Source organism: Kitasatospora sp. MAA4 (genome assembly GCF_029893355.1).
Lineage (GTDB): Bacteria > Actinomycetota > Actinomycetes > Streptomycetales > Streptomycetaceae > Kitasatospora.
In genome coordinates this window covers 413,092-438,178 of the sequence record NZ_JARZAI010000001.1, presented here as the reverse complement: position 1 = coordinate 438,178, position 25,087 = coordinate 413,092, and the positions used below count along the sequence as shown (strand labels likewise).

27 protein-coding genes and 3 pseudogenes are annotated in these 25,087 nt (G+C 69.4%); 18 read left to right on the top strand and 12 right to left on the bottom strand.

All coding sequences use genetic code 11. The features are described from left to right. Positions 1-10: 10 nt before the first annotated feature. From P3T37_RS01985 to P3T37_RS37005, 3 genes and pseudogenes are all read right to left on the bottom strand, one after another. Positions 11-871 carry an ABC transporter permease gene (locus P3T37_RS01985; protein WP_280721599.1) on the bottom strand — a complete coding sequence of 287 codons (861 nt, stop codon included), beginning with the start codon at positions 869-871 and terminating at the stop codon, positions 11-13. Next, a complete protein-coding gene (locus P3T37_RS01980) occupies positions 871-1,833 on the bottom strand; it encodes an ATP-binding cassette domain-containing protein (protein WP_280721598.1) in 963 nt (320 codons plus the stop codon). Before P3T37_RS01980 ends, P3T37_RS01985 begins: the two co-directional genes overlap by 1 nt. A gap of 89 nt (positions 1,834-1,922) precedes the next feature. After that, a pseudogene (locus P3T37_RS37005) lies at positions 1,923-2,012 on the bottom strand (VOC family protein); the annotation flags it as partial. A 140-nt stretch (positions 2,013-2,152) separates the two neighbouring features. On the opposite strand from P3T37_RS37005, the gene P3T37_RS01975 reads away from it, so the two are divergent. The 8 genes from P3T37_RS01975 to P3T37_RS01940 all read left to right on the top strand — a co-directional run bounded on the left by P3T37_RS01975 (position 2,153) and on the right by P3T37_RS01940 (position 7,573). Continuing rightward, positions 2,153-2,386, top strand: a complete 234-nt coding sequence (locus P3T37_RS01975) for a hypothetical protein (protein WP_280721597.1) — start codon at positions 2,153-2,155, stop codon at positions 2,384-2,386. Next, positions 2,367-2,891, top strand: a complete 525-nt coding sequence (locus tag P3T37_RS01970; protein WP_280721596.1) for a DUF6879 family protein — start codon at positions 2,367-2,369, stop codon at positions 2,889-2,891. The genes P3T37_RS01975 and P3T37_RS01970 overlap by 20 nt, the downstream gene beginning before the upstream one ends. A gap of 24 nt (positions 2,892-2,915) precedes the next feature. Continuing rightward, positions 2,916-3,764 carry a helix-turn-helix transcriptional regulator gene (locus P3T37_RS01965; RefSeq protein WP_280721595.1) on the top strand — a complete coding sequence of 283 codons (849 nt, stop codon included), beginning with the start codon at positions 2,916-2,918 and terminating at the stop codon, positions 3,762-3,764. A gap of 148 nt (positions 3,765-3,912) precedes the next feature. Then, on the top strand, positions 3,913-4,335 hold the full coding sequence (locus P3T37_RS01960; protein WP_280721594.1) for a hypothetical protein: 423 nt from the start codon (positions 3,913-3,915) through the stop codon (positions 4,333-4,335). After that, positions 4,332-4,988: a DUF6875 domain-containing protein gene (locus tag P3T37_RS01955; RefSeq protein ID WP_280721593.1), complete on the top strand. Its 657-nt coding sequence runs from the start codon at positions 4,332-4,334 to the stop codon at positions 4,986-4,988. The genes P3T37_RS01960 and P3T37_RS01955 overlap by 4 nt, the downstream gene beginning before the upstream one ends. A 32-nt stretch (positions 4,989-5,020) precedes the next feature. Further along, positions 5,021-5,797 (top strand): hypothetical protein, encoded by a 777-nt coding sequence (locus P3T37_RS01950; RefSeq protein WP_280721592.1) that lies wholly within the window; start codon positions 5,021-5,023, stop codon positions 5,795-5,797. Next, positions 5,794-6,255: a GNAT family N-acetyltransferase gene (locus P3T37_RS01945; protein WP_280721591.1), complete on the top strand. Its 462-nt coding sequence runs from the start codon at positions 5,794-5,796 to the stop codon at positions 6,253-6,255. The genes P3T37_RS01950 and P3T37_RS01945 overlap by 4 nt, the downstream gene beginning before the upstream one ends. 106 nt (positions 6,256-6,361) lie before the next feature. Beyond that, positions 6,362-7,573, top strand: a complete 1,212-nt coding sequence (locus P3T37_RS01940; protein ID WP_280721590.1) for a serine hydrolase domain-containing protein — start codon at positions 6,362-6,364, stop codon at positions 7,571-7,573. 77 nt (positions 7,574-7,650) lie between these two features. Here P3T37_RS01940 and P3T37_RS01935 read toward each other — a convergent pair whose 3' ends face one another. Continuing rightward, on the bottom strand, positions 7,651-8,415 hold the full coding sequence (locus P3T37_RS01935; RefSeq protein ID WP_348533204.1) for a hypothetical protein: 765 nt from the start codon (positions 8,413-8,415) through the stop codon (positions 7,651-7,653). A 30-nt stretch (positions 8,416-8,445) separates the two neighbouring features. On the opposite strand from P3T37_RS01935, the gene P3T37_RS01930 reads away from it, so the two are divergent. Beyond that, complete coding sequence (locus P3T37_RS01930; protein WP_280721589.1) at positions 8,446-8,781, top strand: DUF6193 family natural product biosynthesis protein; 336 nt, start codon at positions 8,446-8,448, stop codon at positions 8,779-8,781. 178 nt (positions 8,782-8,959) lie between these two features. Here the strand turns inward: P3T37_RS01930 and P3T37_RS01925 are convergent, their stop codons facing one another. Together P3T37_RS01925 and P3T37_RS01920 are read right to left on the bottom strand one after the other, a co-directional pair. Continuing rightward, a complete protein-coding gene (locus P3T37_RS01925; RefSeq protein ID WP_280721588.1) occupies positions 8,960-9,169 on the bottom strand; it encodes a DUF397 domain-containing protein in 210 nt (69 codons plus the stop codon). Continuing rightward, positions 9,166-10,020 (bottom strand): helix-turn-helix transcriptional regulator, encoded by an 855-nt coding sequence (locus P3T37_RS01920; RefSeq protein ID WP_280721587.1) that lies wholly within the window; start codon positions 10,018-10,020, stop codon positions 9,166-9,168. The genes P3T37_RS01925 and P3T37_RS01920 overlap by 4 nt, the downstream gene beginning before the upstream one ends. Positions 10,021-10,738: 718 nt before the next feature. Between P3T37_RS01920 and P3T37_RS01915 the strand changes: the two genes are divergently transcribed. Continuing rightward, positions 10,739-10,909, top strand: a complete 171-nt coding sequence (locus P3T37_RS01915; protein WP_280721586.1) for a hypothetical protein — start codon at positions 10,739-10,741, stop codon at positions 10,907-10,909. Between the two features lie 59 nt (positions 10,910-10,968). Here P3T37_RS01915 and P3T37_RS01910 read toward each other — a convergent pair whose 3' ends face one another. Beyond that, positions 10,969-11,604: an alpha/beta hydrolase gene (locus P3T37_RS01910; protein WP_280721585.1), complete on the bottom strand. Its 636-nt coding sequence runs from the start codon at positions 11,602-11,604 to the stop codon at positions 10,969-10,971. A 210-nt stretch (positions 11,605-11,814) separates the two neighbouring features. Here P3T37_RS01910 and P3T37_RS37000 point away from each other — a divergent pair. From P3T37_RS37000 to P3T37_RS01890, 5 genes and pseudogenes are all read left to right on the top strand, one after another. Beyond that, positions 11,815-12,206, top strand: a pseudogene (locus P3T37_RS37000) (transposase); the annotation flags it as partial. Between the two features lie 1,347 nt (positions 12,207-13,553). Then, the gene (locus tag P3T37_RS01900) at positions 13,554-13,949 is read left to right on the top strand and encodes a spore-associated protein A (protein WP_280721583.1); all 396 of its coding nucleotides are present in this window, start codon (positions 13,554-13,556) and stop codon (positions 13,947-13,949) included. 293 nt (positions 13,950-14,242) lie between these two features. Then, a pseudogene (locus P3T37_RS36995) lies at positions 14,243-14,413 on the top strand (IS5/IS1182 family transposase); the annotation flags it as partial. 21 nt (positions 14,414-14,434) lie between these two features. Beyond that, entirely contained in the window at positions 14,435-14,947 is a 513-nt protein-coding gene (locus P3T37_RS01895) for a GNAT family N-acetyltransferase (protein ID WP_280721691.1), read from the top strand. 225 nt (positions 14,948-15,172) lie between these two features. Continuing rightward, the gene (locus P3T37_RS01890) at positions 15,173-15,427 is read left to right on the top strand and encodes a hypothetical protein (RefSeq protein ID WP_280721582.1); all 255 of its coding nucleotides are present in this window, start codon (positions 15,173-15,175) and stop codon (positions 15,425-15,427) included. 35 nt (positions 15,428-15,462) lie between these two features. Here P3T37_RS01890 and P3T37_RS01885 read toward each other — a convergent pair whose 3' ends face one another. Then, positions 15,463-16,374: a LysR family transcriptional regulator gene (locus tag P3T37_RS01885; protein ID WP_280721581.1), complete on the bottom strand. Its 912-nt coding sequence runs from the start codon at positions 16,372-16,374 to the stop codon at positions 15,463-15,465. A gap of 70 nt (positions 16,375-16,444) precedes the next feature. Between P3T37_RS01885 and P3T37_RS01880 the strand changes: the two genes are divergently transcribed. From P3T37_RS01880 to P3T37_RS01870, 3 genes are read left to right on the top strand one after another with little or no spacing between them, the layout of a single operon-like run. Continuing rightward, positions 16,445-17,383 carry an NAD-dependent epimerase/dehydratase family protein gene (locus P3T37_RS01880; RefSeq protein WP_280721580.1) on the top strand — a complete coding sequence of 313 codons (939 nt, stop codon included), beginning with the start codon at positions 16,445-16,447 and terminating at the stop codon, positions 17,381-17,383. Between the two features lie 13 nt (positions 17,384-17,396). Then, positions 17,397-18,317, top strand: a complete 921-nt coding sequence (locus tag P3T37_RS01875; protein ID WP_280721579.1) for an aldo/keto reductase — start codon at positions 17,397-17,399, stop codon at positions 18,315-18,317. 9 nt (positions 18,318-18,326) lie between these two features. Continuing rightward, a complete protein-coding gene (locus tag P3T37_RS01870; RefSeq protein ID WP_280721578.1) occupies positions 18,327-19,745 on the top strand; it encodes a pyridoxal-phosphate dependent enzyme in 1,419 nt (472 codons plus the stop codon). Here the strand turns inward: P3T37_RS01870 and P3T37_RS01865 are convergent. From P3T37_RS01865 to P3T37_RS01850, 4 genes are read right to left on the bottom strand one after another with little or no spacing between them, the layout of a single operon-like run. After that, positions 19,731-21,389 carry an ABC transporter ATP-binding protein gene (locus P3T37_RS01865; protein ID WP_280721577.1) on the bottom strand — a complete coding sequence of 553 codons (1,659 nt, stop codon included), beginning with the start codon at positions 21,387-21,389 and terminating at the stop codon, positions 19,731-19,733. The genes P3T37_RS01870 and P3T37_RS01865 overlap by 15 nt on opposite strands. Continuing rightward, entirely contained in the window at positions 21,386-22,375 is a 990-nt protein-coding gene (locus P3T37_RS01860; protein WP_280721576.1) for an ABC transporter permease, read from the bottom strand. The genes P3T37_RS01865 and P3T37_RS01860 overlap by 4 nt, the downstream gene beginning before the upstream one ends. Further along, positions 22,372-23,319, bottom strand: coding sequence for an ABC transporter permease (locus P3T37_RS01855; RefSeq protein WP_280721575.1), 948 nt, complete (start codon positions 23,317-23,319; stop codon positions 22,372-22,374). Before P3T37_RS01855 ends, P3T37_RS01860 begins: the two co-directional genes overlap by 4 nt. Further along, the gene (locus P3T37_RS01850) at positions 23,320-25,023 is read right to left on the bottom strand and encodes an ABC transporter substrate-binding protein (RefSeq protein WP_280721574.1); all 1,704 of its coding nucleotides are present in this window, start codon (positions 25,021-25,023) and stop codon (positions 23,320-23,322) included. Between the last annotated feature and the right edge of the window lie 64 nt (positions 25,024-25,087).

The window sequence follows — 25,087 nt, the reverse complement described above, 5'->3', positions numbered from 1 at the left end:
GCTGCTGTTCCTACGACAGCACCCGGCGGCGGAAGTTGCGCAGCCCCAGGCTCAGGAACAGCACGCAGAACCCGATCAGCACCGGATAGACCACGTACAGGTGCATGTGCGACGCCTCGGTGAGCCCGGCCCGCATCCCCTCCGCGATGTAGATCAACGGGTTGACCAGCACCAGCGTCTGCAACCACGGGAAGCCGCCGACCTGGATCGCCGACAGCTTCGTCCACTGGTAGTACGTACCGCCGAGGAAGACCAGCGGCAGCACGACGAAGCCGAACATCAGGCCGATGTTGCGCGGCTCGAACGTCGTGCCGAGCACCAGCCCCAGCGAGGTCATCGCCAGGCACGCCAACGGGATCAGCGTGACCACCACCCACCAGTGCACCGACAGGTGCGCCTCCACCCCCGGCGCGTGCACCACGGCCGCGATCGGGAAGACCAGGATCGCCGAGATCATCCCCTGCGCCGCCCCCGAGAGCACCCGCGCCACCGCCACCAGCCAGAGCGGGCAGGGCGCCTGCACCCGGTCCTCGATCTCGCGGGTGTAGCCGAACTCCTGGGAGAGCTGGATCGCCACCGACTGGATGCCCTGGAACATGATGGTGATCGCCACCACCCCCGGCACCAGCACGGTCGCGAAGTCCGACTCGCCGGCCTTGCCGCCGCCACCGCCGACCCCCTGCCCGATCGACGGGAACACGTAGAGGAAGACGAAGACCAGCAGCAGCGGCTGCATGATCGTCCGGGCGGCGAACTCCCCGGCGTGCTTGCGCAGCACCAGCAGGTCGCGCTTGACCAGCGCCCCGAGCGCGGAGCGGCTCGCGGCGAAGACCGACCGGGTCGGCCGCGCGGTAATGGCAGCACTGGACATCAGTCCCTGAGCTCCTTTCCCGTCAGGCTGATGAACACCGTCTCCAGGGTGGCCTCGGCGACCGACAGATCGGCCACCGCGAAGCCCCCCGCCTCGGCGGCGCTCAGCACCCGGGGCAGCAGGCGGTTCGCGCCACCGCCCTTGACCTGCAGTTCCACGCCTGCACCGGTCAACCTGCTCTGCGTGACCCCGGTGATCTCGCGCGTCAGCAGCTCGGCCAGCGCCGCCGGATCCCCGTCCGCCTGCACGCTGACGACCGTGTCGGCACCCACTCCCTGCTTCAGCGCGGCCGGGGTGTCCAGGGCCAGCACCCGGCCGTGGTCCAGGATCGCCACCCGGTCGCAGAGCTGGTCGGCCTCCTCCATGTTGTGTGTGGTGAGCAGGATGGTCTGCCCGTCGGCGATCAACTCACCGAGTATCTCCCAGAGCGCCAGCCGGCTCTGCGGATCGAGCCCCGCCGTCGGCTCGTCCAGGAACAGCACGGCCGGACGGTGGTAGATCGCCCGCGCCACCATCAGCCGCTGCGCCATCCCGCCCGACAGCGCGAAGACCGACGCATCCGCCCACTTCGCCAGGTGGAACCGCTCCAGCAGCTCATCGGCCGTCCGCCGCGCCTGCCGGGCCGGCACGCCGAACAGCAGCCCGTGGAAGTACAGGTTCTCCCGCACCGTGAGCGAGCGGTCCAAGGTGTTCTGCTGCGACACCACCGCGATCACCTGCTTCACCAACGTCGGCCGCGCCACGACGTCGATCCCCCCGATCCAGGCCGCCCCCGCCGTCGGCACCACCCGCGTGGTGAGCATCCCGACGGTCGTCGTCTTCCCCGCCCCGTTCGGCCCCAGCAGCCCGAACAACTCCCCCTGCCGCACCCCCAGATCCAACCCGTCCACGGCCGGCGCATCCGCCTTCGGATACACCTTGGTCAACCCCGCGGTACGAATCACCTCCCCCAGCTCACCCACCACCACCGGGCCACCTCACTCCCAAGCCGCCACCCCCTCCACGATGCGCCCCCACCGTGACCCGGGCAACCGCCTGCGTGAAGACCCGGTCAGGCGGGCTGCCACAGCTCGATCCGATTGCCCTCGGGATCGGTGACCCAGCCGAACCGACCGACGCCATCCATCACCTGCGTCTCCTCAACCGAGCGGGCCGGCACCACACCATCACCCGCCCCCGACGTGCTTGGCCAAAACCCAGACGCGCACGACCAAGTAGCGGAGCATGGACATCGGCTGAATCTCTGCCACGCGACGCAACCACGTCGAAGGGGACGGTGACATGGAACTACGGTTCATCGGCAAGGACGAGAAGTCGGGCGACCACGGCTCACCCACCATCTGGGTGGACGAGGAGACCTCGGACCTCATCATCCAAGGATGGAAGATCGACGAGGCCACCGAGACCGCGGTTCTCTCCGACGGCGCGATCCCCGATCATGAGACGGTGGTGCGGGTCCCCGCCCGCATGGCGAAGGTGCTGAAGGAGGCCCTGGATGTCGCAGAGCTTGACTAGCTTTGCCGACCTTCTCGGGTCAGCCAGGAAGTCCGCTCTCCACCTGGAGATGCGCGATGTCTACGCGGTCGATAACGAGACGGAACGCTTCCAAGCCTGGAAGGACGGCCACCGGCTCGACCCCGAGGACCGCAACTCCTGGTGGCGCCCCTGGCTCGACCTCGTGCAGGAGGTCACCAGCAGCGGAGTCGCCGTCCGCCGGGCTCGAATCGTCTCCGAACCCGCGAGCGACTACATCCGATACGAGCACTCGTTCACGTTCACCAACATCGCCGGTGGCGAGGAGGTTCGTTGGCTCCCCCGCCGACTCGCCTCCGACCTCGCCCTGCCCGGCAACGACTTCTGGATCTTCGACGGCCGAATCGTGCAGTTCAACATCTTTGACGGCGACGGCCGGTGGGTCCACACCGACCAGAACGAGGAGCCAGCGGTGGCCCGCTTCTGCGCCGAGGCGTTCGAAGCCGTCTGGGGCCGTGCTGTCCCGCACGAGAAGTACGCCGTCTGATCGCACAGCACCCTAGGCCGGCTCATGTCTTCGTCGCCGCTCTCCAGCGCCCAGGCCGCGCGGGTGGCACTCGCCGCGCGGCTCTCTGCACTGATGCAGGATGCGGGGCTTTCCGGGCTGGAACTGGCCGAGCGGTGCGGTTGGCACAAGTCGAAGTCCTCTCGGATCGCCCGGGGCATGACCGTCCCGTCAGATGCTGACATCCGAGCATGGTGCACAGCGTGCGGCGCCGCTGACCAGGCCGCTGACCTCATCGCGGCCTCTCGCACCGCTGAGTCGATGTACACGCAGTGGCGCGAGATCCACCGAGACGGCATGCGGCGCGTCCATGAGAAGACGGTGCCCCTCTATCAGAGGACCAAGCGCTTCAGGGTATACGCGTCCAACCTGATGCCAGGCATGACCCAGACAGGCCCCTACGCCTCCGGACTGCTCCGTTCCATCACCGATTTCCAGGGAACGCCGGACGACGTAGAACAGGCTGTGGCCGCGCGGCTCGACCGGTCCCGCGTACTGGCGGACCGCGCTCACCAGTTTGGCCTCGTCCTTGAGGAAGCGGTTCTCTACCACGCTGTGTGCGACGACGACGGCATGGCCGGCCAGCTCGAACACCTGCTGACGGTGATGAGGCAGCCGAACGTATCCGTTGGGATCATCCCGCTCCGCTGCCGCCGTACCGTCTGGCCGTTGGAGGCGTTCTACGCCTTCGATGAGAGCCTGGTCGCAGTCGAGACTCTGACGGCCGAGATCAATGTGACTGCTCCAGGAGAGATCAGAACGTACCTGAAGGCGTTTGCTGAGCTGTCAAAGCTCGCTGTACACGGTCCACAGGCGCGCACTCTGATCGCCTCGGCGCTCTCCGCGTTCCGGTAGACCCTGCAACCACGTGCAACCGTATGGAGAGTCACGCACCGTGCCCTCTAGCGTCGTTGGCGTCACCAAACGCCGATCTCAGGCTTCGAGAGCCCATCCGACGGGCAACTCCCAGGACCGGTCGGCGCCACTCCCGTTGGAGGAGCACATGAGCACCACCACCATGGCCAGCCTGGAACTGGTCGAGCTGGGCAAGTTCTTCACCGTCGCCGCACGGCGGTTCGACGCCGGCCAGGCCGCACCCGAGATGTTCTCCACCGCCATCGACGCCGCCTGGCACCGGCTGGCCGAGGACCGCGAAGCCCACAGCGAGTTCAGCCAGGAGCACGCCGGCCAGGAGCTGATCCACGCGGAGACGGCCGGTCACGGCACCATCGCCTGGGTGAACGCGTACGAGGAGGCATACGGACCCCTCCCGCTGATCTGGTTCACCAACGCTCACGGCACCGTGAACAGCGAATCCCTCGCGCGCTACCGGGAGACCGGCGTTGTGGTAGCCGAGTGGGACTGCAGCCCCAAGCCCGGCCCTGGCGACGGCGACGACATGGTGCCCAAGAAGACCGCCCGGTGACCACCGGCCCATCTGACGGAGCGTCCCATATCACCGCCGGGGCGCTCCGCCTCATCGAGGCCAGATCCGAGAACCCGATCACTGTGGACGTGGCGAGCTATATCCACGCGCTCTACGAAAACTGCCCGTTCCTCGAAGCTGCCCGGACTCGCGGCATGACGGTCTGGACCATCTATGAGATCTCCCCCGGTGCCCACCAGCTCGCCGTTGAGGCGGACTTGTTCCACGCAGGGGTGCAGGCTGCAGAATGGATCCGCCTCCTGGCAAGGCGTCAGCGTGGTGTGCCCGCCTGCGACAACATCGTCATGCTCGACCAGGCCCTGGACGCCGATCACTGCGGCCTGATGACCTGGCCGCACTGGGCGCTCAAGAACCTGTACGGGCCCGTGGGCGTGATGTTCGGCAAATTCACAAAGGGCACCCAGGAGTCCGACCGCTTTGGGCGGAGCATTCCGCCTGCACCGTTCTCCTTTCTCCCGGTTCGGACAGCTGTCCGAAGCATGGATCCGAGGTTCCTCAAGGACACGCCCGACCTCGCCGCAGCGCTGGCCGCAGCCAAGGACGATGGGCGCGACGTGTTTGAGCACATCCCCTGTGCGTGGAAGGCAGTACGAGAATGGGCGAGTTCACTCCCTGTCCCCCGGAAGCAGTGAAGGCAGCTGAAGCTGCCTGCGGGCCGGTCGAGTTGACGGAGATCACAGACCGTCGCGGCTCGGTCATCTGGAAAGCCACCGGAACCGCATCCACCGTCGCCATCAAGCTGGGCACCGGAGAGGCAGGCGAGGTCACCGCACGTGAGGCGTCCGTCCTGGACCAGCTCCCCGGCTACACGGTCACGGCCGGCCGAGCCGCCGAGTCCGTCTGGTATGTCACGCCGTGGCTGGTCGGGCCGTCCACCTGGAAGGTCTTCCAAGAAGCCCGCAAGGGCGCTACCGGCCGCCCGCAGGCACTGGCGGAGGCGGTCGACCTGTGCCGCGCTGTGGCTGAGCTCCACACTCTCGGGTGGGTGCACGGGGACCTTCAACCGCAGCACGGTATCCACACCGACGGTGGAGTAAAGCTGATCGACTTCGCGTGGTCCTGGCATCGGGACACCACTCCCTGGAACATCTTCGAGGGGGCGATGGTCCACTTGATGGCACCCGAGCTGGCCGACTGGATCGCCACCGGGCCGCAGCCGGTCAGGACATCAGTGGCAGCCGACGTGTACGCGCTCGCCGGGGTTCTCTGGACCTGCGCCACCGGGGACTGGCCGCTCGACTACCAAGCCGGCGGGATCGATCGCAAGGAGGCCGGCCCCGAAGGGCTGCGCGACGCCATCGCCACAGGCGAGCTTCCCCTGGTCTCAGCGAATCCCTGGCCGGAACTCCAGGACGTGCTGCGCCCTGTGCTGCTCGCCGGACCGACCGACCGGCCGACCGCTGCCGGTCTCGGCGCAGCTCTTGCGGCGGTGGGCGTGTGATCGAACTGCGGGAGCTGCGCGCCGAGGACGTGCTGGAACTCCCACGGATCTACAGCCAGGACGCGGTCGGATACCTCGACCGCGGCCCTATGGGCGAGGACGAAGCAACGCTCTACGTCCATGATGCTGTTGCTTCAGCTCGGGCCCGACCGCGCGCCCGCTACGTCTTCGGTATCGAGACCGAGGACGGCCTGGTAGGCGTCATCAAGCTGAATCGAACGCACGGCGAAGCCACGGTCAGCTATATCGTGCGCTCCGACTGCTGGGGGCGCGGCCATGCGAGTGAGGCTGTGACCAACCTCCTCGCCCTGGCATTCACTGAACTGCGTCTTCCCTCCGTGCACGCAAAGCACCATCCGGACAATCACGCGTCCGGTCGAGTCCTCACCAAGGCGGGGTTCACCCGTGCCGGGAGTACTCGCGGCTTCGCGGTGTACATCATCCGCCCATCCGGATGAGACGTAGGTAGGTACCGGCTCCCTCCACCGACTGACGCCCGGCGGGTGGGGTGACTGTGAGGCTGGCGGGGGCCGGATCCGCCGGTCGTCACCGGAGGGAAGCAGCATGACGAAACGTCAGCCGATCTCGACGTGCCGCCGTCCGTACGGCCTTCGCCTCGCCGCCGGGCTGCTCGCGGGCGCCGGCGTCCTCGCCGTAGCCGTTGCCCCGGCGGCTGGTGCAGCTGCGCTGCCGGCTGGTGCGCTCACTCTCGGGTCGGCCGGCCGCTCCGATGGTGCCGCGCTTCAGCGGGCGTTGGTGGCGATGACCACGCAGGGCGGGGCCGTCAGCGCCGTGGCCGAGATCCGCGAGGACGGGCGGGTGGCGTGGCGGGGTGCGGCCGGCGTCCAGGAGTTGGGCGGTCGGGCGCCTGCGGTGGCGGACGCGCGGTTCCGGATCGGGAGCGCGACCAAGACCTTCCTGGCCACCGTGCTGCTCCAGCTCTCCGCCGAGGGCAAGGTCGGCCTGGACGACCCGATCGAGCGCTACCTGCCCGGTGTCGTCCCCGGCGGCGCGGCGATCACCGTGCGCCAGCTGCTCAACCACACCGCGGGGATCTACGACTACACCGACGACCCGCAGTTCAGCAACGACACCGAGGCGGAACTGGAGCAGCTGGTCAGCGCCGGCCGCTGGCAGAGCTACCCGCCGCAGCAGCTGATCGCCGTCGCCGTCGGCCACCCGCCGTACTTCGCCCCCGGGCAGGGCTGGCACTACTCCAACACCGACTACCTGCTGGTCGGCGAGATCATCGACAGGGTGACCGGCCACTCCTGGCGCACCGAGGTCCGGCGGCGGATCCTGCAACCGCTCGGACTGCGCCACACCTACCTGCCGGGGACCGCCACCTCGATCCCCGGCCCGCACGACCACGGCTATCTCGCGCTGGACAATGGCCCGGCCGACATCACCGAGCTCAACCCCTCGGTGGCAGGGGCGGCGGGCGAGATCATCTCCACCACCGACGACCTGACCAGGTTCAACGCGGCGCTGATGGGCGGGCGCCTGCTCGCTCCGGCCCAGCTCGCCGAGATGACCACCACCGTCACAGCCGGCACGGGCTTCACGTACGGGCTGGGCCTGATGCGCCTCCCGCTGCCCTGCGGCGACGTCTGGGGCCACGTGGGCGGCATCTACGGCTACACCACGTACGTGTTCGGCAACCGCAGCAGTACCCGCCAACTCGCGCTCTCGGTCACCCCGTTGGACCCGGCCGACTCCGCCGCGCTCAACCGGGCCATCAACGGAATGCTCGCCGAGAGCCTCTGCGAGGATTGAGCTGATCAGCTGTAGGTTCCCCGAAAGCGGGGCCGGCCTGGGCCGTTCAACGGTTGTGGACCGCGTGCGTCCCGGCGCTACCCGACCTGTGCCCTCCGCCACTCCACTTCGTCGACGGTCATCGGGGCTTGGATTCGGTACACGTCGCCGACCCGCAGATTGTCCGGGGTGCTGTACTCGCCGTAGGTGCCGATGACGGAAACGGCGACCTGGGAATCGGGCTGCCAGAAGGTTCGGTAGTACGGTGCGTTCGCCGGGCTCTCCGGAATCTCCAGCAGGGGGACGCCGCGGCGCTCCAGCAGCCACTGCAGCTTCTCGAACCGGAGCCTGGGGGCGAATCGCCCGTACCGGGAGCGGAGCGTCTCGTCGGCGAGCGTACAGCCCTGGTACGCCAGCCTGTGCACCTGCAAGGAGAAGTGCCGGCCTGACCAGGGGAGGTCGACGGAAGCGCGCTCCCAGAAGAACTCGGTCAGACCGTAGTCACGGCACATGTGGTGGCCGCCGAAGACGTGCTCACCGAAGTCCGACCCCAGGACGCCGGTGACGCGGTCGGGAGAGTCCGTCGGGCGCGCGCCGAGTACGGTGCCGGTGGTGACGACGTCCACGTAGAACGCCAGGGAGTACGGGGTCAACTGCTGTTCCTCGATGCGGTTCGGTCGACAACTCACCTGGCCATGATCTCTGCTGTCGGAGCACCGGTTTGGGGCTCCGACCGCGACACTGTGGCAGTGGACGCGAACAACGAGACCTTCGAGCAACAGAAGTCCCTGCCGCCAAGGCCAGTTATGCCAGACATGGCCGCAGCGCGCCGTCTCGGGCCGGCTGAGGCTGTCGAGGCTCATTGGCAGTCCCTACGACTCAGATGGCAGTGGATGCAGGCAGTACACCAGATCCGCTCGCCCGGGCACCCTTATCCGGGGATCATCCCGCTCCTGGAGGCCGCTGCCGCTCAACCACGACTCCGGCGGCTGCATCCGTTCACCAGCCACTTCACCCTGCTCTTCAGCAGCTCCGCCAGCTACCCCTGGACTGTGCAGGCCGGATCGATCGAGCCCCTGCACAACGGGCGGTTCAAGGTTCGCCGACGCAATCCCTCCGCCCTGATCGGCGAAGTCGACACCGCCGCAGAGGCCGTGACTCTGGTGCTCGAACTCCTGCCCACCGACTCCGAGCCGGTCATCACCGCCTCTGCGGACGGGCACATGTGACGACGTGTGGCCACGCCGACGGGGCTGGTCAGCCGATCATGGGCGCCGACTTGACGATGCCGCTGTCATGGCGTCATCCCATTCGTGGCCGCAGCCTCCGGGCACTGTCCGCCCGGCCTACCACCACTCCCGCTGCAAGGGCGGCGAACAGTGGCTCGGCCGCTCCATCCTCTGCACATCAGCGGTCGACGGGGAACACCCCTGCCCGCACCCCGGCCACGAACGCGCGCCAGGCGTCAGAGGGGAAGAGGAGAGTGGGACCGTCAGGGTCCTTGCTGTCCCGGACCGGCATCACCCCGACGAAACCGTCGGCGACCTCGATGCAGTCACCCTGGCCGTTGCTGTATGTGCTTTTGCGCCACTGGGCGCGGCGGATCTCCTGCTTCACCTGGTGTACTCCTCTGCGACTTCCCTCAACCACGAGACGGATCTCTCTGGTTGGACCGACGACGCCATGAGACGTAGGAAGGTCTCATCATGGCGGGCAACCTCGGACTCTCGCTCTGTGTAGATGCTGCTGGTGGTCGCCTCGGAGTAGGCAACGCTGCCAGGAATATCAGTGAACGACAGAACCGAGAACGATGAACCCATAGCCGCATGTGCTCCGGCCGAAAAGGGGAGCACCTGGACGGTGATGTTGGGCCGCTCGTCGGCCATGGTGGCGAGGTGGTTCAACTGAACGGCCATCGTGGCTGCGTCACCGACCGGGCGACGTATGACGGCCTCGCCTACGATGGCCCAGAGTTGAGGCGGATCGCGTCGTTCGAGGATCTGCTGTCGCTCCATCCGAAGCGCGACTCTGCGTTCCACGTCCTCGGCGGACTCCGTCGGGTTCATCGCACGGATGACATGCCACGCGTACTTCTCGGTCTGAAGCAGCCCGGGAATCAGCTCGCACTGGAACGTGACGATCTTCGTGGCGTCTGCCTCGAAGCCCACGTAGGCGCGGAACCACTCAGGGAGCGCGTCGCCGTACGGATGCCACCAGCCCTGCTGACGACTCTGCCGTGTCAGGTTGAGGAGCTGTTTCAGCTCATCGGGGTCGCTCACGCCGTAGTGGGCCAACAACTTTGCCGCGTCGCGCTCTTGGAGAGGAACCTGGCCGCTCTCGATTCGGCTCAACTTCGAAGCGGACCAGCCGAGTGTTGCCGCCACGTCCTTTGCGTGCATGCCGCGCGACGCGCGCAACTTGCCCAGCTCCCCGCCGAGCCTACGTCGCAGCACGGTTGGACTGTTCACAGGTCGCACTCCCTGGCTGTTCGGGTCCTTGCACAGTCTGCCACCCCCTCATGGGAACTCAACCCATCTTCCTGTCCATGCAATTGCTTGACGCAAGCGGTTGCGTGCAACGGCCCGCCGGGAGCACACTACAGGGAGTAGTCCGAATGTTCACCGTAAGTGATCATGGCGACTCGCCACCGGGCATTCCCATGCCTCCGTCCGCCCATCGCCGTGACCACCGCCCGGTCCTGATCGCGTCTCAGCTCTCACTCCCTGCACTCGAAAGGCTGCTTCGCCATGCCCGAATCGCTCGACAGAGCACCCACCGCCCCCAGCGCCGAGAACAACTGCTGGCTGCCGCGCAGCCGGAGATCGCCGGGGGTGGCTCGGCGGATGCTGGTCGACCTGCTGGGTCAGGTCGAGGGGGGTCACCGGTTCCTCGACGCGGGGCTGTTGGTGGTTTCCGAACTCACGACCAACGCGGTGGCCCACGGGACGCCCCGGGAGCGCCTGGTGTGGCTGTCCCTCCAGGTGGACGCGGTGCGGCTGCGGGTGGAGGTGCACGATGCGCGGGGTGACCGGGCGCCGGTGCTGCGGGCGGTCAATGGGGAGGCGGAGTCGGGGCGTGGGCTGTTCCTCGTGAAGTCGCTCTGCCTGCGCTGGGGTTGCTGCCCTCGGATTGACGTAGGGAAGATCGTCTGGGGGAATGTGGCCCAGCCGTTGAGAGGGAAAGCCGGTGAAAGCGACGAGCGGGGCGTCCGGCCAGGAGCCGCAGGCGACGTACGACCCGCTGGACGACTACGACCCCCAGCTGGTCGCCCGCGTCGCCCGACGACCGACGGCAACCGACTGGCCCCGGTGTCGGTGCGGGGCAGCGCACTGTCCGGACCTGGAGGTGCCCTCGTGAGCAGGCGATACGGCGGCGGCGCCCAGCCAACAGGCCGGACGCCGCCGCGACCGCTCATGTCAGGCCGGCGAGTTGACCGCTCGGCCGAAGTGCCGGGCGAAGAACCGGACCGCGCTGTCGGCCTCGAACCTGGGCAGCTCCTTGTGCCTGCCCGCGTTCACGTGCAACGACTTCTCCTTCGAGGCGAAGGCGTCGAACAGCGCCAGACCGGCCTCGCGCGAGATGTGCTCGTCGTCCCACTGGAGGTCGAACTCGATCGGGATGGTGATCTGCTTCGCCTTCTCGGCCAGGACGTCGGGCCAGTGCTGCCCGAAGACCGCGGCCGTGATCCTGGGTTCGACCGCCACGAACGGCACGCCGATCGCGGTGCCCATGTTGATGCCCCAGAAGCCGACGAGCCCGTCGGTGCCGATCTCCGGGAGTTCCTGGAGGGCGTCCAGGGTCGCCCGGTACTCGGGCACGGCGAGCTGCGCCAGGTGGTCGTTGTAGCGGACGACGATCGGGCCTTCCGGCTCGCCCGCCGCCCGCGCCCGGAACAGGTCGGCGATCTCCGCCTCGTCGTGCGCCGTGACCGGCCGGTCGCCGTGACCGGGCGCGTCGATGACCGCGACATGGAAGCCGCAACCGGCCACCAGGCGCTGGGCGCGACCGGACATCGCCGGGTGCTTCTTGTGGTTGCCGCCGCCGTGGGCCACCAGGATCAGGGGCGCGCGATCGGCCGTGCCGGAGGCCGGGGACCAGAGGACGCCGGGGATCTCGCCGAGGGTGAAGTCGCGCTCGACCGTGCCGTTTGACGACGTCTCAGAGGACGTTAAGTCCGTTTCTGGATGATCTGGTGTCGCCCGTTCGTGGGTACGGAGGCATTCGGGCTGACTCGCATGTCGTGTTCATGATGGGGTCGGGGCATGGAACGGATACCGTACTCAACGGACTTGTCCGACGGGCAGTGGGCCCTGACCGAGCCGTTGGTCACCGCCTGGAAGCAGGAGCGGGTGTCGCGACCGGGGACCCGGGCTCCTGCGACCTGCGCGAGGTCGTGAACGCACTGCCGTACCAGAACCGGACGGGCTGTCAGTGACGGCTCCTGCCGCACGACTTACCGACCTGGTCGGCAGTGTCCTACTACTTCACCCTGTGGCGCCAGGACGGTCTTGACCAGCGGATCCAGGAGATCCTGCGCTGCCAGGTGCGGGAGCGGGCCGGGCGATTAGAGGACCCGTCCCTGGTGATCATCGACACCCAGTCCGTCCGCGTGGCGGCCGGGGTGCCGAAGGAGACGACGGGACTGGACGCGAACAATGATCGTCACCGCCGGCAAGGTCATCGACGGCCTCACCCTGCCCGACCACGAACCGGCCCCGGCGGAGATCGCCACCTCTACCAGCGCATCGTGACCGCCTTCAACGAGCATCCCGGGCGGGTCTTCCGGGTGCGCGACCTGCACGAACTCCTCGGCCTGCCCACCGACGAGCCCTCGATCAACGTCACCCGCTCCCGCCTGGGACGACTCGTTCGTCAGGGGCTCCTCGACCAACCCGGACGCGGCCGCTACCAGAAACGGACTTAACGTCTCTCAGTGCGCCGAACGCGATGACTACTTCTAGATGATCTTGCACTTAGCTGCCAAGCGACTTGGTGCCACCTCTTTGGCCGTGACACCGCCGTGTGTGGACGGCAGGATCTTTCTCAGCAGCGGAGAACGCCACAAGAACCGGGACGAGTTCCGCGAACCATTGACGGGCACAGCGTTGGTGACGAAACAGGGGAGAACAGTCGTGGGCCACCCGATACGCTTCGTATGCGCCGCCATAGCCGTGGCATTCACCGTCGGCCTGGGTGCCACCGCCGTAGGCGGCGTCGTCGCAGATCGCCCGACCGATCGACGCGGCGTCACCGGCTCCGGTTTCGACTGGGACGGCATTCGCCTCGCAACATCAGCACGGAGTTGATCGGATTCCGTGCACTTGGTCGCGGTGACTCTCATCTGTCCTGATCCGGCGCCATCGCAGCTGACGGCTGAAGCCGTCACCGATCTGATCTGGGTCCACAGCCAACACGAAGACCGGGTGGGGGACACATCCGCGCCCGCGTCGACCTCAACCGCTGTCGCATCGCTGCCGCGATCATTGCAGCCACTCCGGATGCGGCAGCCGCGAACCTGCGCCGAGTCTGCGAACGCGCCCTGCGGCACGCGCCGGCCCTGCGTGGCTGGTGCCTCGTCCTCACGTAAGACCTTCAGGGACCAAGCCCACGGCGCTCCCGGCCACATGAGCGCAGTCGCGCCGGGAGCCTGAGAACCACTTGCCCCCCCTCCGCCCGAGCGCCTCGGGTGGGTCAAGCACGCCTGATGCCCGCTCGGAAAGTAACACGCCCGACCGCGACAGTCCTGATGGCCGGCACAGCGGTCGTTACCACATGCTCTTCCGTCTCATCCGCCGGTGTCCGCACGCCTTGAGGTCCCTGGCCGGCTGCGCCGGCGGGGTGGACCGGCGCCATGCAACCCGACTCGGACCGGAGCGCCTCGTCAACCCGGCGCCGGGGACTCGGCAGTCCGGCCTGTCCGCGGAACACGCTCACTCCAACGCCCTGGCAGCGGCCGAGGGCATCCCCCCGTTTCCCTTTCCTGAAAGAAGGCTGTTTCGCCATGCACATCCTGAAGAAGATCGCTGCCGTCGCCGCCATTGCCGGACCGATACTCGTCGCGATTCCCGCGACCGCTGAGGCAGCCAGTTACAACGGCGCATGCGGCAGCGGGTACTCCGTTGTCGACTCGCTGCCGTTGGCGGAGGGAACCGTATTCCTCACCTACAACAGCTCCAACGGCTACAACTGCGTGGTGACCGTCCGCAGCAACCCGAGCTCGTACCTGAAGTCGATGGACGCGGGCATCCGGCTCTCCGGCGGCACCTGGATAGAGGACGGCGGCTTCTACACGACCTACGCCGGCCCGGTGCGCCTCCACGCGCCGCACTCGTGCATCGACTGGCAGGGCAGCATCGACGGCGAGGTCAACTACCAGTACAACTCGCACTGCGGCTGACTACGCTCGTGACCGCTTGCGGTAGCTGTCCAGGATGTCCTGCCATGCAGTGCATGCTGTCCCCGTCGTGCAGCACGTTGTCCCGTTGCACGGGAGGTTGCCCCTGGGGTCCGGTCATGGTGTCCCGTCGAGACGGCGGTGCGGTCCGGGATCGCACCGCCGTCTCGACGGGCGGCTCGTGTCACACCTGAGTGGACGTTAAGTCCCTTTTCTCTTCGTTCGTGATCGCTCGTACGTGTGAACGTCGGCCGTACTGGCGTGCCGGTCGGGGTTCGGGTGATGTTCTGCGGCGCATGGAAAGACGGGCGCATCCGAGCGACTTATCGGATGAGCAGTGGGCGTTGATCGAGCCGATGATCACGGCCTGGAAGCAGGACCGGGTGGCGCGATCGGCTACCGGGGATCCGGGGTCCTGCGATCTGCGAGAGATCGTGCCGGCGGAATTTCCCTGGCGTGGCAGGACGCGGAACTGCTGTGATGAGGGTATGAGTTGCTTGGGTTCGGAGAGAGCCGAGGTCGTTGTACCGGTTCTCGTCCGTGATTTGACGCCTGCGGATCTGCCGGCGTGCGGCTGGTCCGGTTCCGCGCTTCATCTTGTGCAGGTGGACCGGGAGTTGGAGCGCGCGGCGGCCGGGGAGGTGGACTATCTGGCGCTCTGCACGGCAGTTGACCTTCCGGTGGCCATCGGGGGCGTCGACTACCGGGCCGTACCCGGTGCGGGGACGTTGTGGCAGCTCGCGGTGCTACCGGCTCTGCAGTCGTGCGGCCTTGGGACTCTGCTGGTCCGGGCCGCCGAGGACCGCATCCGGTCGCGGGGGCTCGGGCGGGCCGAACTGGGGGTCGAGGAGAGCAATCCGCGGGCCCGCGCGCTGTACGAGCGGCTCGGGTACGTGGCCTACGACCGGCAGCCCGACGCGTGGGAGGAGCAGGCGCCGGACGGTTCAATCCGTACGTACGAGACCATGTGCACGCTCATGCGCAAGGACCTTCTCCGGTGACCGAATTCCTGGGGGAGTCGTGCTGATCGTCACCGCCTTTCTGCTGGGCTGCCTTCTCACCGCACTGGTCCTCCGTCGGCCCGCCAAGCGTGCGGCCAAGGCCAGTCCGGCCACCACGGGGCCGTACGACTGCTGAGCCCGGAGGAGCTCGACTGCCTGTCACCGACGCACTCCGGGCGGGGCAGCACCGTCCTCGCCGTCCGGGACCTGACTCCGATCGAGCTGGTGGCCCAAGTCGATTGCAGCAGCTGGTCCGTGACCTTCGCCTGCGCCTGCTGGGCCGTCGGCCCGTGCGACTGCCCGGTGCCGGCGGTCTGGTCCGGCTACCCGGATCGGACGATCACCGAGCAGACCGGCAAGGCACTCGCTGTCCCGCGCCCCGGACTGATCGTCGTCAGGGTCGCCGCCGAGGCCGACAGCTGGCAGCTACGCCTGCGCGCCGCCGGCTCCGAGCCCGAGGATGCCTGGCGACGGCAGTAGTCCGGTGGAGATCTTCTCCGAGAAGAGCCGCGGGATCAACGCCCCTGGTGCTGCTGCACCGCCTGCTCGCGCAGGGCGTGGATGAGCGTCGTGACGTGGGGCCGGTCGCTTCGGGTGAGGGCGGCGACGCCGATGTGCCGGATCGGCCCCGGCGACTTGATCGGGACGGTGCACAGGCCAGGGATCTCCGGGGCGAGCGCGATGGAGGGGACCAGGGAGATCCCCATGCCTGCGGCGACGAGAGAGCGGGCGAAGAAGTAGTCGGTGGTGGTGCCGCGCACTTCCGGATCGAAACCGGCGCGATCGGCGTAGCGGCGCAGGTATGCCTCGGTCTTCAGGCAGCCGAGCACCCAGGGTTCAGCCGCCAACTCGGCGAGGTCGAGCGCCTCGTGGTCGGCGAGTCGATGCCCCTGCGGCAGGACGACGTGCAGGGGGTCCTCCAGGAGTGGCGTCCACTCCAGGCTGGAGCTGGGGCCCGGCCCGACGGGTAGCGGGCCGTCGAAGTGGTAGGCGAGGGCGAGGTCCACGGCGCCCTGGCGGACCAGCGGCAGGGTGTCCTCGGGTTCGCCCTCCCGGATGTGGAGCACGGTGCGGGGATGGGCTGCCATGACCCGGGAGAGAGCGCCGGGCAGCAGGAGCCTGCCGCCGCTGGTGAAGGTGGCAACGGTGAGCAGGGTACGGCCGGTGCTGAGCTGGGCGACCTGCTGTTGCGCGTGTTCGAGCTCTGCGGCGACGGATTCGGCGGCGCCGACCATGATCTGACCGGCTCGGGTGAGGGTGACGCCGCGGGTGCTGCGGGCGACGACCTGGGCGCCGAGGCTGCGCTCCAGGGCTGCCACGTGCTGGGAGACGGCGGAGGGGGTGAGGCGCAGAGCCGTGGCCGCCTGGTTGAAGCTGCCGTGCTCCGCCACCGCCCGCAGGACGCGGAGCCGCTGAACATCGATCAACAGTTTTCCTTAATACCTATCCAGTGAGTCACGACTTCTGCTGATGACGATAGGTCTCCAGGATGGGGGCATGCAAAAGATCTGCGTCATCGGCGGAAGTCGGTACTTCGGAAAGCTCCTGGTGACGCGCCTGCGGGCCGCGGGCCACCAGGTCACGGTGATCAACCGCGGCACCACCCCGCCGCCCGCCGGCGTCGAGCACCTCGTGGTCGACCGGAACGACGAGGCCGCTCTTACGGCCGCGCTCGACTCCCGCACCTTCGACGTCGTGGTGGACCAGGTCTGCTACACCCCGGTGCAGGCCGCTGTCGCCGCCCGCGTCTTTGCCGGCCGCACCCGGCGCTACGTCATGACCTCCACGATCGAGGTCTACGACCCCGCGACCACCGCGCTGCCGGCTGTGCCGGCGGGCACACCGGTACCGGAGGAGATCGTGGACCCGGCCACCTGGCTGGTGGCCATGGACCTGCCCTGGCACGACGACGCGTACCTGGAGGCGCACTACGCCGAGGGCAAGCGCCAGGCGGAGGCCGTCCTCACCCGCGCCGGCGGCTTCGCGTTCGCCTCCGTGCGCAGCGCCCACGTGCTGGGCGGCGGCGCGCAGGAGTTCACCGGCCGGCTGGCGCACTACGTCGAGCGCATCGCCCGGGGCGGGGCGATCACTGTGCACGCGAAGGTGCTGCCCACGGTCTTCATCCACTACGAGGAGCTGGCGGACCTGCTGCGGTGGGCGGCCACGGCCGACTTCACCGGTCCGATCAACGCCTGCTCCGACGGCCCGCTCGACGTACACGACCTCGCCGCGATCATCGCCGCGCAGGCCGGCCGGGAGCCCGTCCACCGGACCGTCTCGGCAGGCGAGGAGGCTTCGCCGTTCTCCTTCGACCGCCACTACGCCATGAGCAACACCCGCGCGAAGAAGCTGGGTTTTCCCTTCTCCCACGTCACCGACTGGCTGCCCGGCACCGTCGCCGAAGCCCTCACCATCGAGCCGTCACCCACCGCCTGAGGATCACGTCACCATGCAGTACCGCACCATCGCAGACACCGCCGTCAGCGCCATCGGCCTGGGCGCCATGCCGCTGTCCATCGAACACCGCCCGGACGAGGCACGGGCCATCGCAACCGTCCACGCCGCCCTCGACGCCGGCGTCACGTTCATCGACACCGCCGACAGCTACCACTGGCACGCCGACGAGGTGGGTCACAACGAGCTTCTGGTCGCCCGCGCCCTGGCCCGATACGGCGGCGACACCTCCGGCGTGCTGGTGGCCACCAAGGGCGGACGTGGCCGCCCCGGCGACGGCAGCTGGACCGTCAGCGCAACTCCTGCCCACCTCAAGCGCGCTGCCGAGGCCTCCGCCAGGCGCCTGGGCGTCGAGACCATCAGCCTGTACCAGCTGCACAAACCGGACCCGGCCGTGCCCTGGGCGGAGTCCGTCGGAGCACTGCGCGAGCTGCTCGACGCCGGCACGATCCGCGCCGCCGGGATCTCCAACGTCACCACCGCCCAGATCCGTCAGGCCCATCAGATCCTCGGCGGCGGTCTCGTCTCCGTGCAGAACCGGTACTCGCCCACCGTGCGCGACAGTGAGCCCGAGCTGCAACTGAGCGCCCAGCTGGGCCTGACCTTCCTGCCCTGGAGCCCGCTGGGCGGCCTCTCCCGCAGCTCCCTGGACGGCCCGTCCGGCCCGACCTCGGCGGGCACTGCCTTCCACCGCGTTGCGGCCGAACGCGGCGTCAGCCCGCAGCAGATCGCGCTCGCCTGGCTGCTGGCCCGCTCCCCGGCAGTGCTGCCGGTACCGGGATCCAGCCGCCCGGCCTCCATCACCGACTCGGCTCAGGCCGCAGAACTCAGGTTGGGCCCGGAGGAGCTGACGCAGCTCGAGGACGCGCTGCCAGACCCCTGTGTGCCTTCCCCCGGCTCCCACCCCTGCCTCTAGGCTGGAGTGATGGATACCCACGAGTCCCTGCTCGAACTCATCGGCAACACCCCGCTGGTGCGCCTGCGCACACCCGGGGACGGCCGGCATGCGCCCGTCTACGCCAAGCTCGAATACCTCAGCGCCGGCGGCAGTGTGAAGGACCGGATCGGTCTGCGCATGATCGAGGAGGCCGAGAAGTCCGGGGCGCTGAAGCCCGGCGGCACGGTGGTGGAGGCCACCTCGGGGAACACCGGCGTGGGGCTCGCGATGGTGGCGGCGGCCAAGGGGTACCGGGCGATCCTGGTCATCTCGGACAAGGCCAGCGCGGAGAAGGTCGCCGCTCTGCGGGCCTACGGCGCCGAGGTGTTGGTCGGGCGCGGCGGGCTGCCGGCCGAGCATCCCGAGCACCTGTTCAACGTGGCCGCCCGGATCGCCGAGGAGACGCCCGGCGGCTGGCTGGCCGGGCAGTACGACAATCCGGCCAACCCCGACGCGCACTACGCGGGCACCGGGCCGGAGATCTGGCGGCAGACCGACGGCCGGGTCACCCACCTGGTCTCCTGCGTGGGCACCGGCGGCACGATCAGCGGCACCGGGCGCTACCTCAAGGAGGCCAGCGGCGGCGCGGTCAGGGTGATCGGCGCGGACCCGGAGGCTTCGGTGTACGGCGGCGGGGACGGGCGTCCCTACTTCGTCGAGGCGGCCGGGCACTTCCGGCACCCGGAGACGGTCGAGGACATCTGGCCGAAGTCGTTCCACCAGGACGTGGTGGACGAGATCCTGTCGATCGGCGACCGCGAGTCGCTGCTGACGATCCGCCGACTGGCCCGCGAGGAGGGCCTGTTGGTCGGCGGTTCGGCCGGCACGGCGGTAGCCGCGGCCCTGCGGGTGGCCGCCGACCTGAGCCCCGACGACCTGGTGGTCGTGATGCTGCCGGACTCCGGAAAGCAGTACCTCTCCAAGTACTTCGACGACGAGTGGCTGCTGCGCCTCGGTTTCCTGGACGGCGACGCCTCGCTCCCCCGGGTCGGCGACGCCCTGCCGGCCGAGCTGCGCGAGCGGCCGATGCCGTACCTGCACCACCACAGCACGGTCGGCCAGGCCCTGGACGCGCTGCGCGCCCGGCGGACGGACGGGGCGGAGCCCGTCCTGTCGGCCGGTCCGTGCCCGGTCGGGCCGGGCCGTCAGCCCGCCGCATCGGAGTTGGTCGGGACGGTGTCGCTGGAGCAGCTGGAGGCGGCTCTGTCGGAAGGCAGGGCGACCCCGGGCGACCCGGTCGGCGACCATCTCGCAGCCCCGCTCCCGCAGTTCGGCTCCGGCCAGGGCGCCGAGGCCGTACTCGCCGAGCTGGCCGAGCGCGGACTCGGCACGGCCGCGGTCCTGCACGACGGGTACGCCGTCGGCCTGGTGGGCCCGGCCGAACTGCGCGCGCTACTGGACGGCTGAGGCCGAGGCCAGCACAGCGCGGGCCACCCGCCGGTCCCCCTCCACCACCGGGTCGGGGACCGGCACCGCTGCCAACAGCTGCCGGGTGTACGGGTGCTGGGGGTTCTCGTAGACCTCGTCCGCAACCCCCAGCTCGACCACCCGGCCGGCTCGCATCACCGCGATCCGGTCGCTGACCTGCCGCACCACCGCGAGATCGTGCGCGACGAAGACCAGCGTCAGCCCGAACTCCCGTTGCAGCTCGGCGAGTAGCCGGACCACCTGGGCCTGGGTGGAGACGTCCAGTGAGGAGACCGGCTCGTCGCACACCAGGACTCTCGGCCGAAGCGCCAACGCCCGTGCGATGCCGACGCGTTGGCGCTGGCCGCCGGAGATCTCGTGCGGGTATCGGCCGTACCAGTCCGCTGGCAGGCCGACGCGTTCCAGCAACTCGCCCACCGCGGTTCGCGCCTGTGGCTCACCAATCCGGTCCTGCACCCGCAGCGGGTCGGCGATCGCGTCGCCGATCGTCCGGCGCGGATTCAGCGAGGACAGCGGGTCCTGGAAGACCATCTGCAACTCGCGGCGCACCGGCCGCAGTTCACGCTCAGAGGCGTGCGCGAGGTCGCGCCCCTCGAAGAGGATCCGCCCGGCGGTGGGCTCCAGCAGGCGCACCAGCAGCCGTCCCAGCGTGGTCTTCCCGCTGCCGCTCTCCCCCACCACGCCCAACGCCTCGCCGCGGTGCAGGTCCAGGCTGACGCCGTCCAGCGCGGCCAGCCGCTCGCGCCGGCCGAACAGCCCGCGGGTGGCGACCGGGTACTCCTTGCGCAACTCCTGGACGCTCAGCAGCACCTCCCCGGCGGCGACCGACGAAGCCGCCCGCCGGGCGTCCAACCTCGGTACGGCGCTGATCAGTTCCCGGGTGTACGGATCCGCCGGCGCACCCAGCACCTCGGCCACCGGACCGTGCTCGACGGCCCGGCCGCCCTGCATCACCAGCACCCGATCGGTGTTGCCGGCCACCACGCCCAGGTCGTGGGTGACCAGCAGCAGCGCCATCCGGTGCTCGACCCGCAGCTCGTGCAGCAGGTCGAGGATCTGCGCCTGGACGGTGACGTCCAGCGCGGTGGTCGGCTCGTCGGCGATCAGCAGCTTGGGCGAGCAGGCCAACGCCATGGCGATCAGGGCCCGTTGCCGCATCCCGCCGGAGAACTCGTGCGGGTGGGCGGCGGCCCGCCGGGCGGCGTCGGGGATGCCGACCCGGTCCAGCACCTGGACCGCCCGCTCGGCGGCCGCCCGCCGGCTGGAGCCGGTGTGCACCCGGTACACCTCGGCGATCTGCGCGCCGATCGACCAGTACGGGTCCAGCGCCGAGAGCGGGTCCTGAAAGACCATCGCCGCACGGGCCCCGCGCAGTAGGCGCAGTTCGGCGTCGGAGGCCTGCTGGACGTCGGTACCGTCCAGCAGGATCGTGCCGCCCACCTCGGCACCGCTGGTGCGGTGCAGCCCGAGCAGGGCCGCGGCGACGGTGCTCTTGCCCGAGCCGGACTCGCCGACCAGGCCGAGTGAGCGGCCGGCCGCCAGCGTGAAGGAGAGCCCGTCCACCGCGCGGACGGCGCCGAAGTCGACGGTGAGGTCGGCGACTTCAAGGAGGTCCGAGGTCACTGGAGTCCCACTCTCGGGTCGGCCAGCGCATAGAGCAGGTCGGCGACGGCGTTGGCGATGACGATGAAGAAGCCCGCGAACAGCGTGATCCCCACCACCACCGGCAGGTCGATCGTGTTCACCGACTCCACCAGGAGCCGGCCGATCCCGTCGAACCCGAAGACCGACTCGGTCAGTTGGGCACCGCCGAGCAGGCCCCCGAGGTCCATCGCGAGCAGCGTGATGACGGGAGTGAGCGCGCCGCGAAGAGCATGGCCCAGGACGATCCGCCGCTCGCCGAGCCCGTAGGCCCGGGCGGTGCGGATGTGGTCCTCGGCCAGCGTCTCCAGCAGTGCGCTGCGGGTCATCCGGGCGTAGGCGGCGGCCATCACCAGGGCCAGCGACAGCCATGGCAGGGCCAGGTTGGACGCCCAGGCCAGCGGGTCCTGGGTGAGCGGCACGTAGCTGGGGAAGGGCAGCCACTGCAGGTAGCCGCAGCAGACCATCATCAGCAGCAGACCGACCAGGAAGACCGGCATCGCCATGCCCGCCAACGTCACGCCGGTCAGCGCCCGTTCGCCGATCCCGCCGCGCCGAAGCGCCGCCAGGACGCCGGCGCCGATGCCCAGCAGCAGCCAGACGACCGCCGCGCCCACCGCCAGCGAGGCGTCCAGCGGCAGCCGCGCGGTGATCATGCCGAGCACCGGCTGGTCGGTCTGGAAGGAGTAGCCGAAGCAGGGCGCGGAGCAGTGGGTGACGTCGGTGCCGGCGTCGAAGTCCCGTCCGGCCAGCAGCCCGTGCAGGAACTGCCAGTACTGCTGCCAGAGCGGCAGGTCGGTGCCGAGCTTGTGGCGGACCACGGCGAGCCGGACGCCGTCGCAGCCCTTGCCGCAGACCAGCCGGGCGGGATCGTGCGGGGCGGCGTAGAAGACCAGGTAGACCACCACGGACAGCACCAGCATGACGGTCAGCGTGCTGAACGCGCGGCGCAGCAGGAACCGGATCACGTCGACGCCACCTGCCGGGAACGCCGAGAACGCGTCCTGCGCAGACGGGACTTGGCGCGCGGGTCGAGTGCGGTGCGCAGCCCCTCGCCGAGCAGGGTGAAGGCCAGCACGGTGGCGAAGAGCAGCCCGGCGGGCAGCAGGACGTACGTCGGGTCGGCCTGGTACCAGGTGGTGGCGCCGGAGAGCATCTGTCCCCAGGAGGCGGTCGGCGGGCGGACGCCGACGCCGAGGAAGGACAGGCCCGCCTCGGCGGTGACGTTGCCGGGCAGCAGCAGCGCCGCGTAGGTGATCACGGGCGCGGCCAGCCCGGGCAGGATCTCGCGCCGCGCGGTGCGCCAGGAGCGCGCCCCGCTGAGCCGGGCGGCCGCGACGTGGTCCAGCGAGCGCAGCGAGAGCGCCTGCCCGCGCACCAAGCGGGCCGTGCCGCCCCAGCCGAGCACGCCGAGGACCAGCATCAGCAGCACCGGGCGCGGGAACGAGCCCGGCACCACGGCCATCAGCGAGATGGCGAAGACCAGGCCGGGGAAGGCGATGGTCAGGTCCATGGTCCGGCTGAGCACGGTGTCCGCGAGCCGGTTGCCGAGCCCGGCGGCCAGCCCGACCAGCGTGCCGAGGGCGACCTGCACGACGGTGGCGCCGAGAGAGACGGAGAGCGAGACCTGCGCGCCGTAGACCAGCCGGGCCAGCACGTCGCGGCCGGTACCCGGCTCCACGCCGAGCCAGTGCCGGGCGCTCGCCCCGCCGAACGGGCCGATCGGCACGCCGCCGGTGGCGGAGTCGATCAGTTCGTTGTGGAAGGCCGTCGGGTTCTGTCCCTCCAGCGCGGTGACCAGCGGCGCGGCGGCCGCCAGCAGCAGGAGCAGCACGACCACCGCCAGACCGGCCATCGCCGCCCGGTCGGCGCGCAGCCGCCGCCACACTGGATTGGATGCTGAACTCGGCATCTACTTGACCGAGATCCGGGACAGGTCGTAGACGCCGTTCCACTGGCTGACGTAAGCGTTCTTGACGTCCTTGCCGACCAGCCGCTTGTAGACCGGGTGGTAGAGCGGCACCGTCCAGGCCTGCTTGCCGAGTTCGGCGTCCAGCTGCCCCCAGGCCCGCTGCGCCGCGGCGGGGTCGGTGAGCTTGTTGGCCGCGTCGATCTCGGCGTTCACCTGCGGGTCGTTGAGCTGCGCGGAGTTGAAGTTGCCACCGGCGGTGAGGATCTGCCGGCCGTCGAAGATCGGGGCCAGGAAGGGGCCGCCGGAGGGCCAGTCGGCGCCCCAGCCGCTGATGAAGAACCCGGGCTCGCTGGAGGGGAGTTGGGTCCTGGTTCCGTAGTCGTCGTCGGCGGACGGGTCCAGCTTGACGGTGATCCCGGCCTTGCCGAGCGCCTCCTGCACCGCGGCGGCGACCGCCGGACCGATGTCGGTCTGACTGGTGGCGTGGCTGAGCGTGATGCTCAGTCCGTTCGGGTAACCCGCCTGCGCCAGCAGCTCCTTGGCCTTGGCGGGGTCGCCGCTCGGCCCGGACGGGAAGTAGTCGTAGGGGGTGTAGCCGAAGGCCGGCTGGTCGGGCAGGAAGGTGGTCGCGGGCTTGGCGACCGCGCTGCCGCCGACCGCGTTGATCACCGACTGGCGGTCGACGGCATACGAAATCGCCTGCCGCACCAGGGGGTTGTCGAAGGGCTTCACCGTGGGGTTGAAGGCCAGGTACTGGGTGGCGCCGAAGTAGCCGGTGGTCACCCGGCTCCTGAGTTCGGCGTCGCTGTTCAGCCTGGCCAGGATGCCCGCGTCGATGTCGGTGTCGCCGCTGACCGCGCGGGCGTCGTCGCCGCTGCTCGCGGCGAGCCGCTGGTTGATCACGGCCGAGTCGAGCCCCGAGGTGTAGACGATCTTGTCGGGGCAGGCCAGGCGCTGGTCGTCGATGCTCCGCGTCCAGTACGGATTGCGTTCCAGCACCATGGACTTGCCGTTGTCGTTGCTGGTCACCACGTACGGTCCCGAGGAGATCGGGTGCTTCTGGTAGTCCGTGCCGGTGTCCTTGGCCCTGGGCACCGGGGCGAACTGGGTGGCGGTGGCCAGATAGGGGAAGTCGCCCTCGGGCTTGGTGAGTCGGAAGATGACGGTGCTGTCGTCGGGGGTCTCGATGGAGGGCAGGTCGGCGCCCTTGAAGGGGCCCGCGTACTGCTCGCCGCCGATCAGCCAGTCCCGCAGATACGGCGGCCCGCCCGGCAGTTCCGGGGCGAAGGAGCGCTCGATGCCGTACTTGACGTCGGCCGACCTGATCGGCGTGCCGTCCTCGAACTTCAGCCCGGCCTTGAGGTGGTAGGTCCAGACCGTGGCGTCCTGGCTGGGCTCGCCGGTGTCGGTGGCCAGGTCGGGGACCACCTTGGCGCCGTCCGGACCGCCCGTGGTGTGGTCGCGCGTGGTGAGCGTGCGGAACACCAGGGTCGGGACCTTGCCCCCGCCGGAGGTGTAGAGCTCGGCCGGGTCGAACTTGCCCTGCCCCTGCTGGGCGAGCACGGTGAGCGTTCCGCCCTGGCAGGTGGCCGGGTCGAAGGCAGCCGTCGCCGAGCCCTTGGCCGCGCCACCGCCGCAGGCCGTGGCCAGCCCGGCCAGCAGCGCGAATCCGGCGGCCGCGGCGACGGCCCTGCTCTTGCTCATGCCCAACTCCTCGTACCTGGGGGACTTCTGCGCCCCCGACAACGGGCAGGGACATGACCAGAAC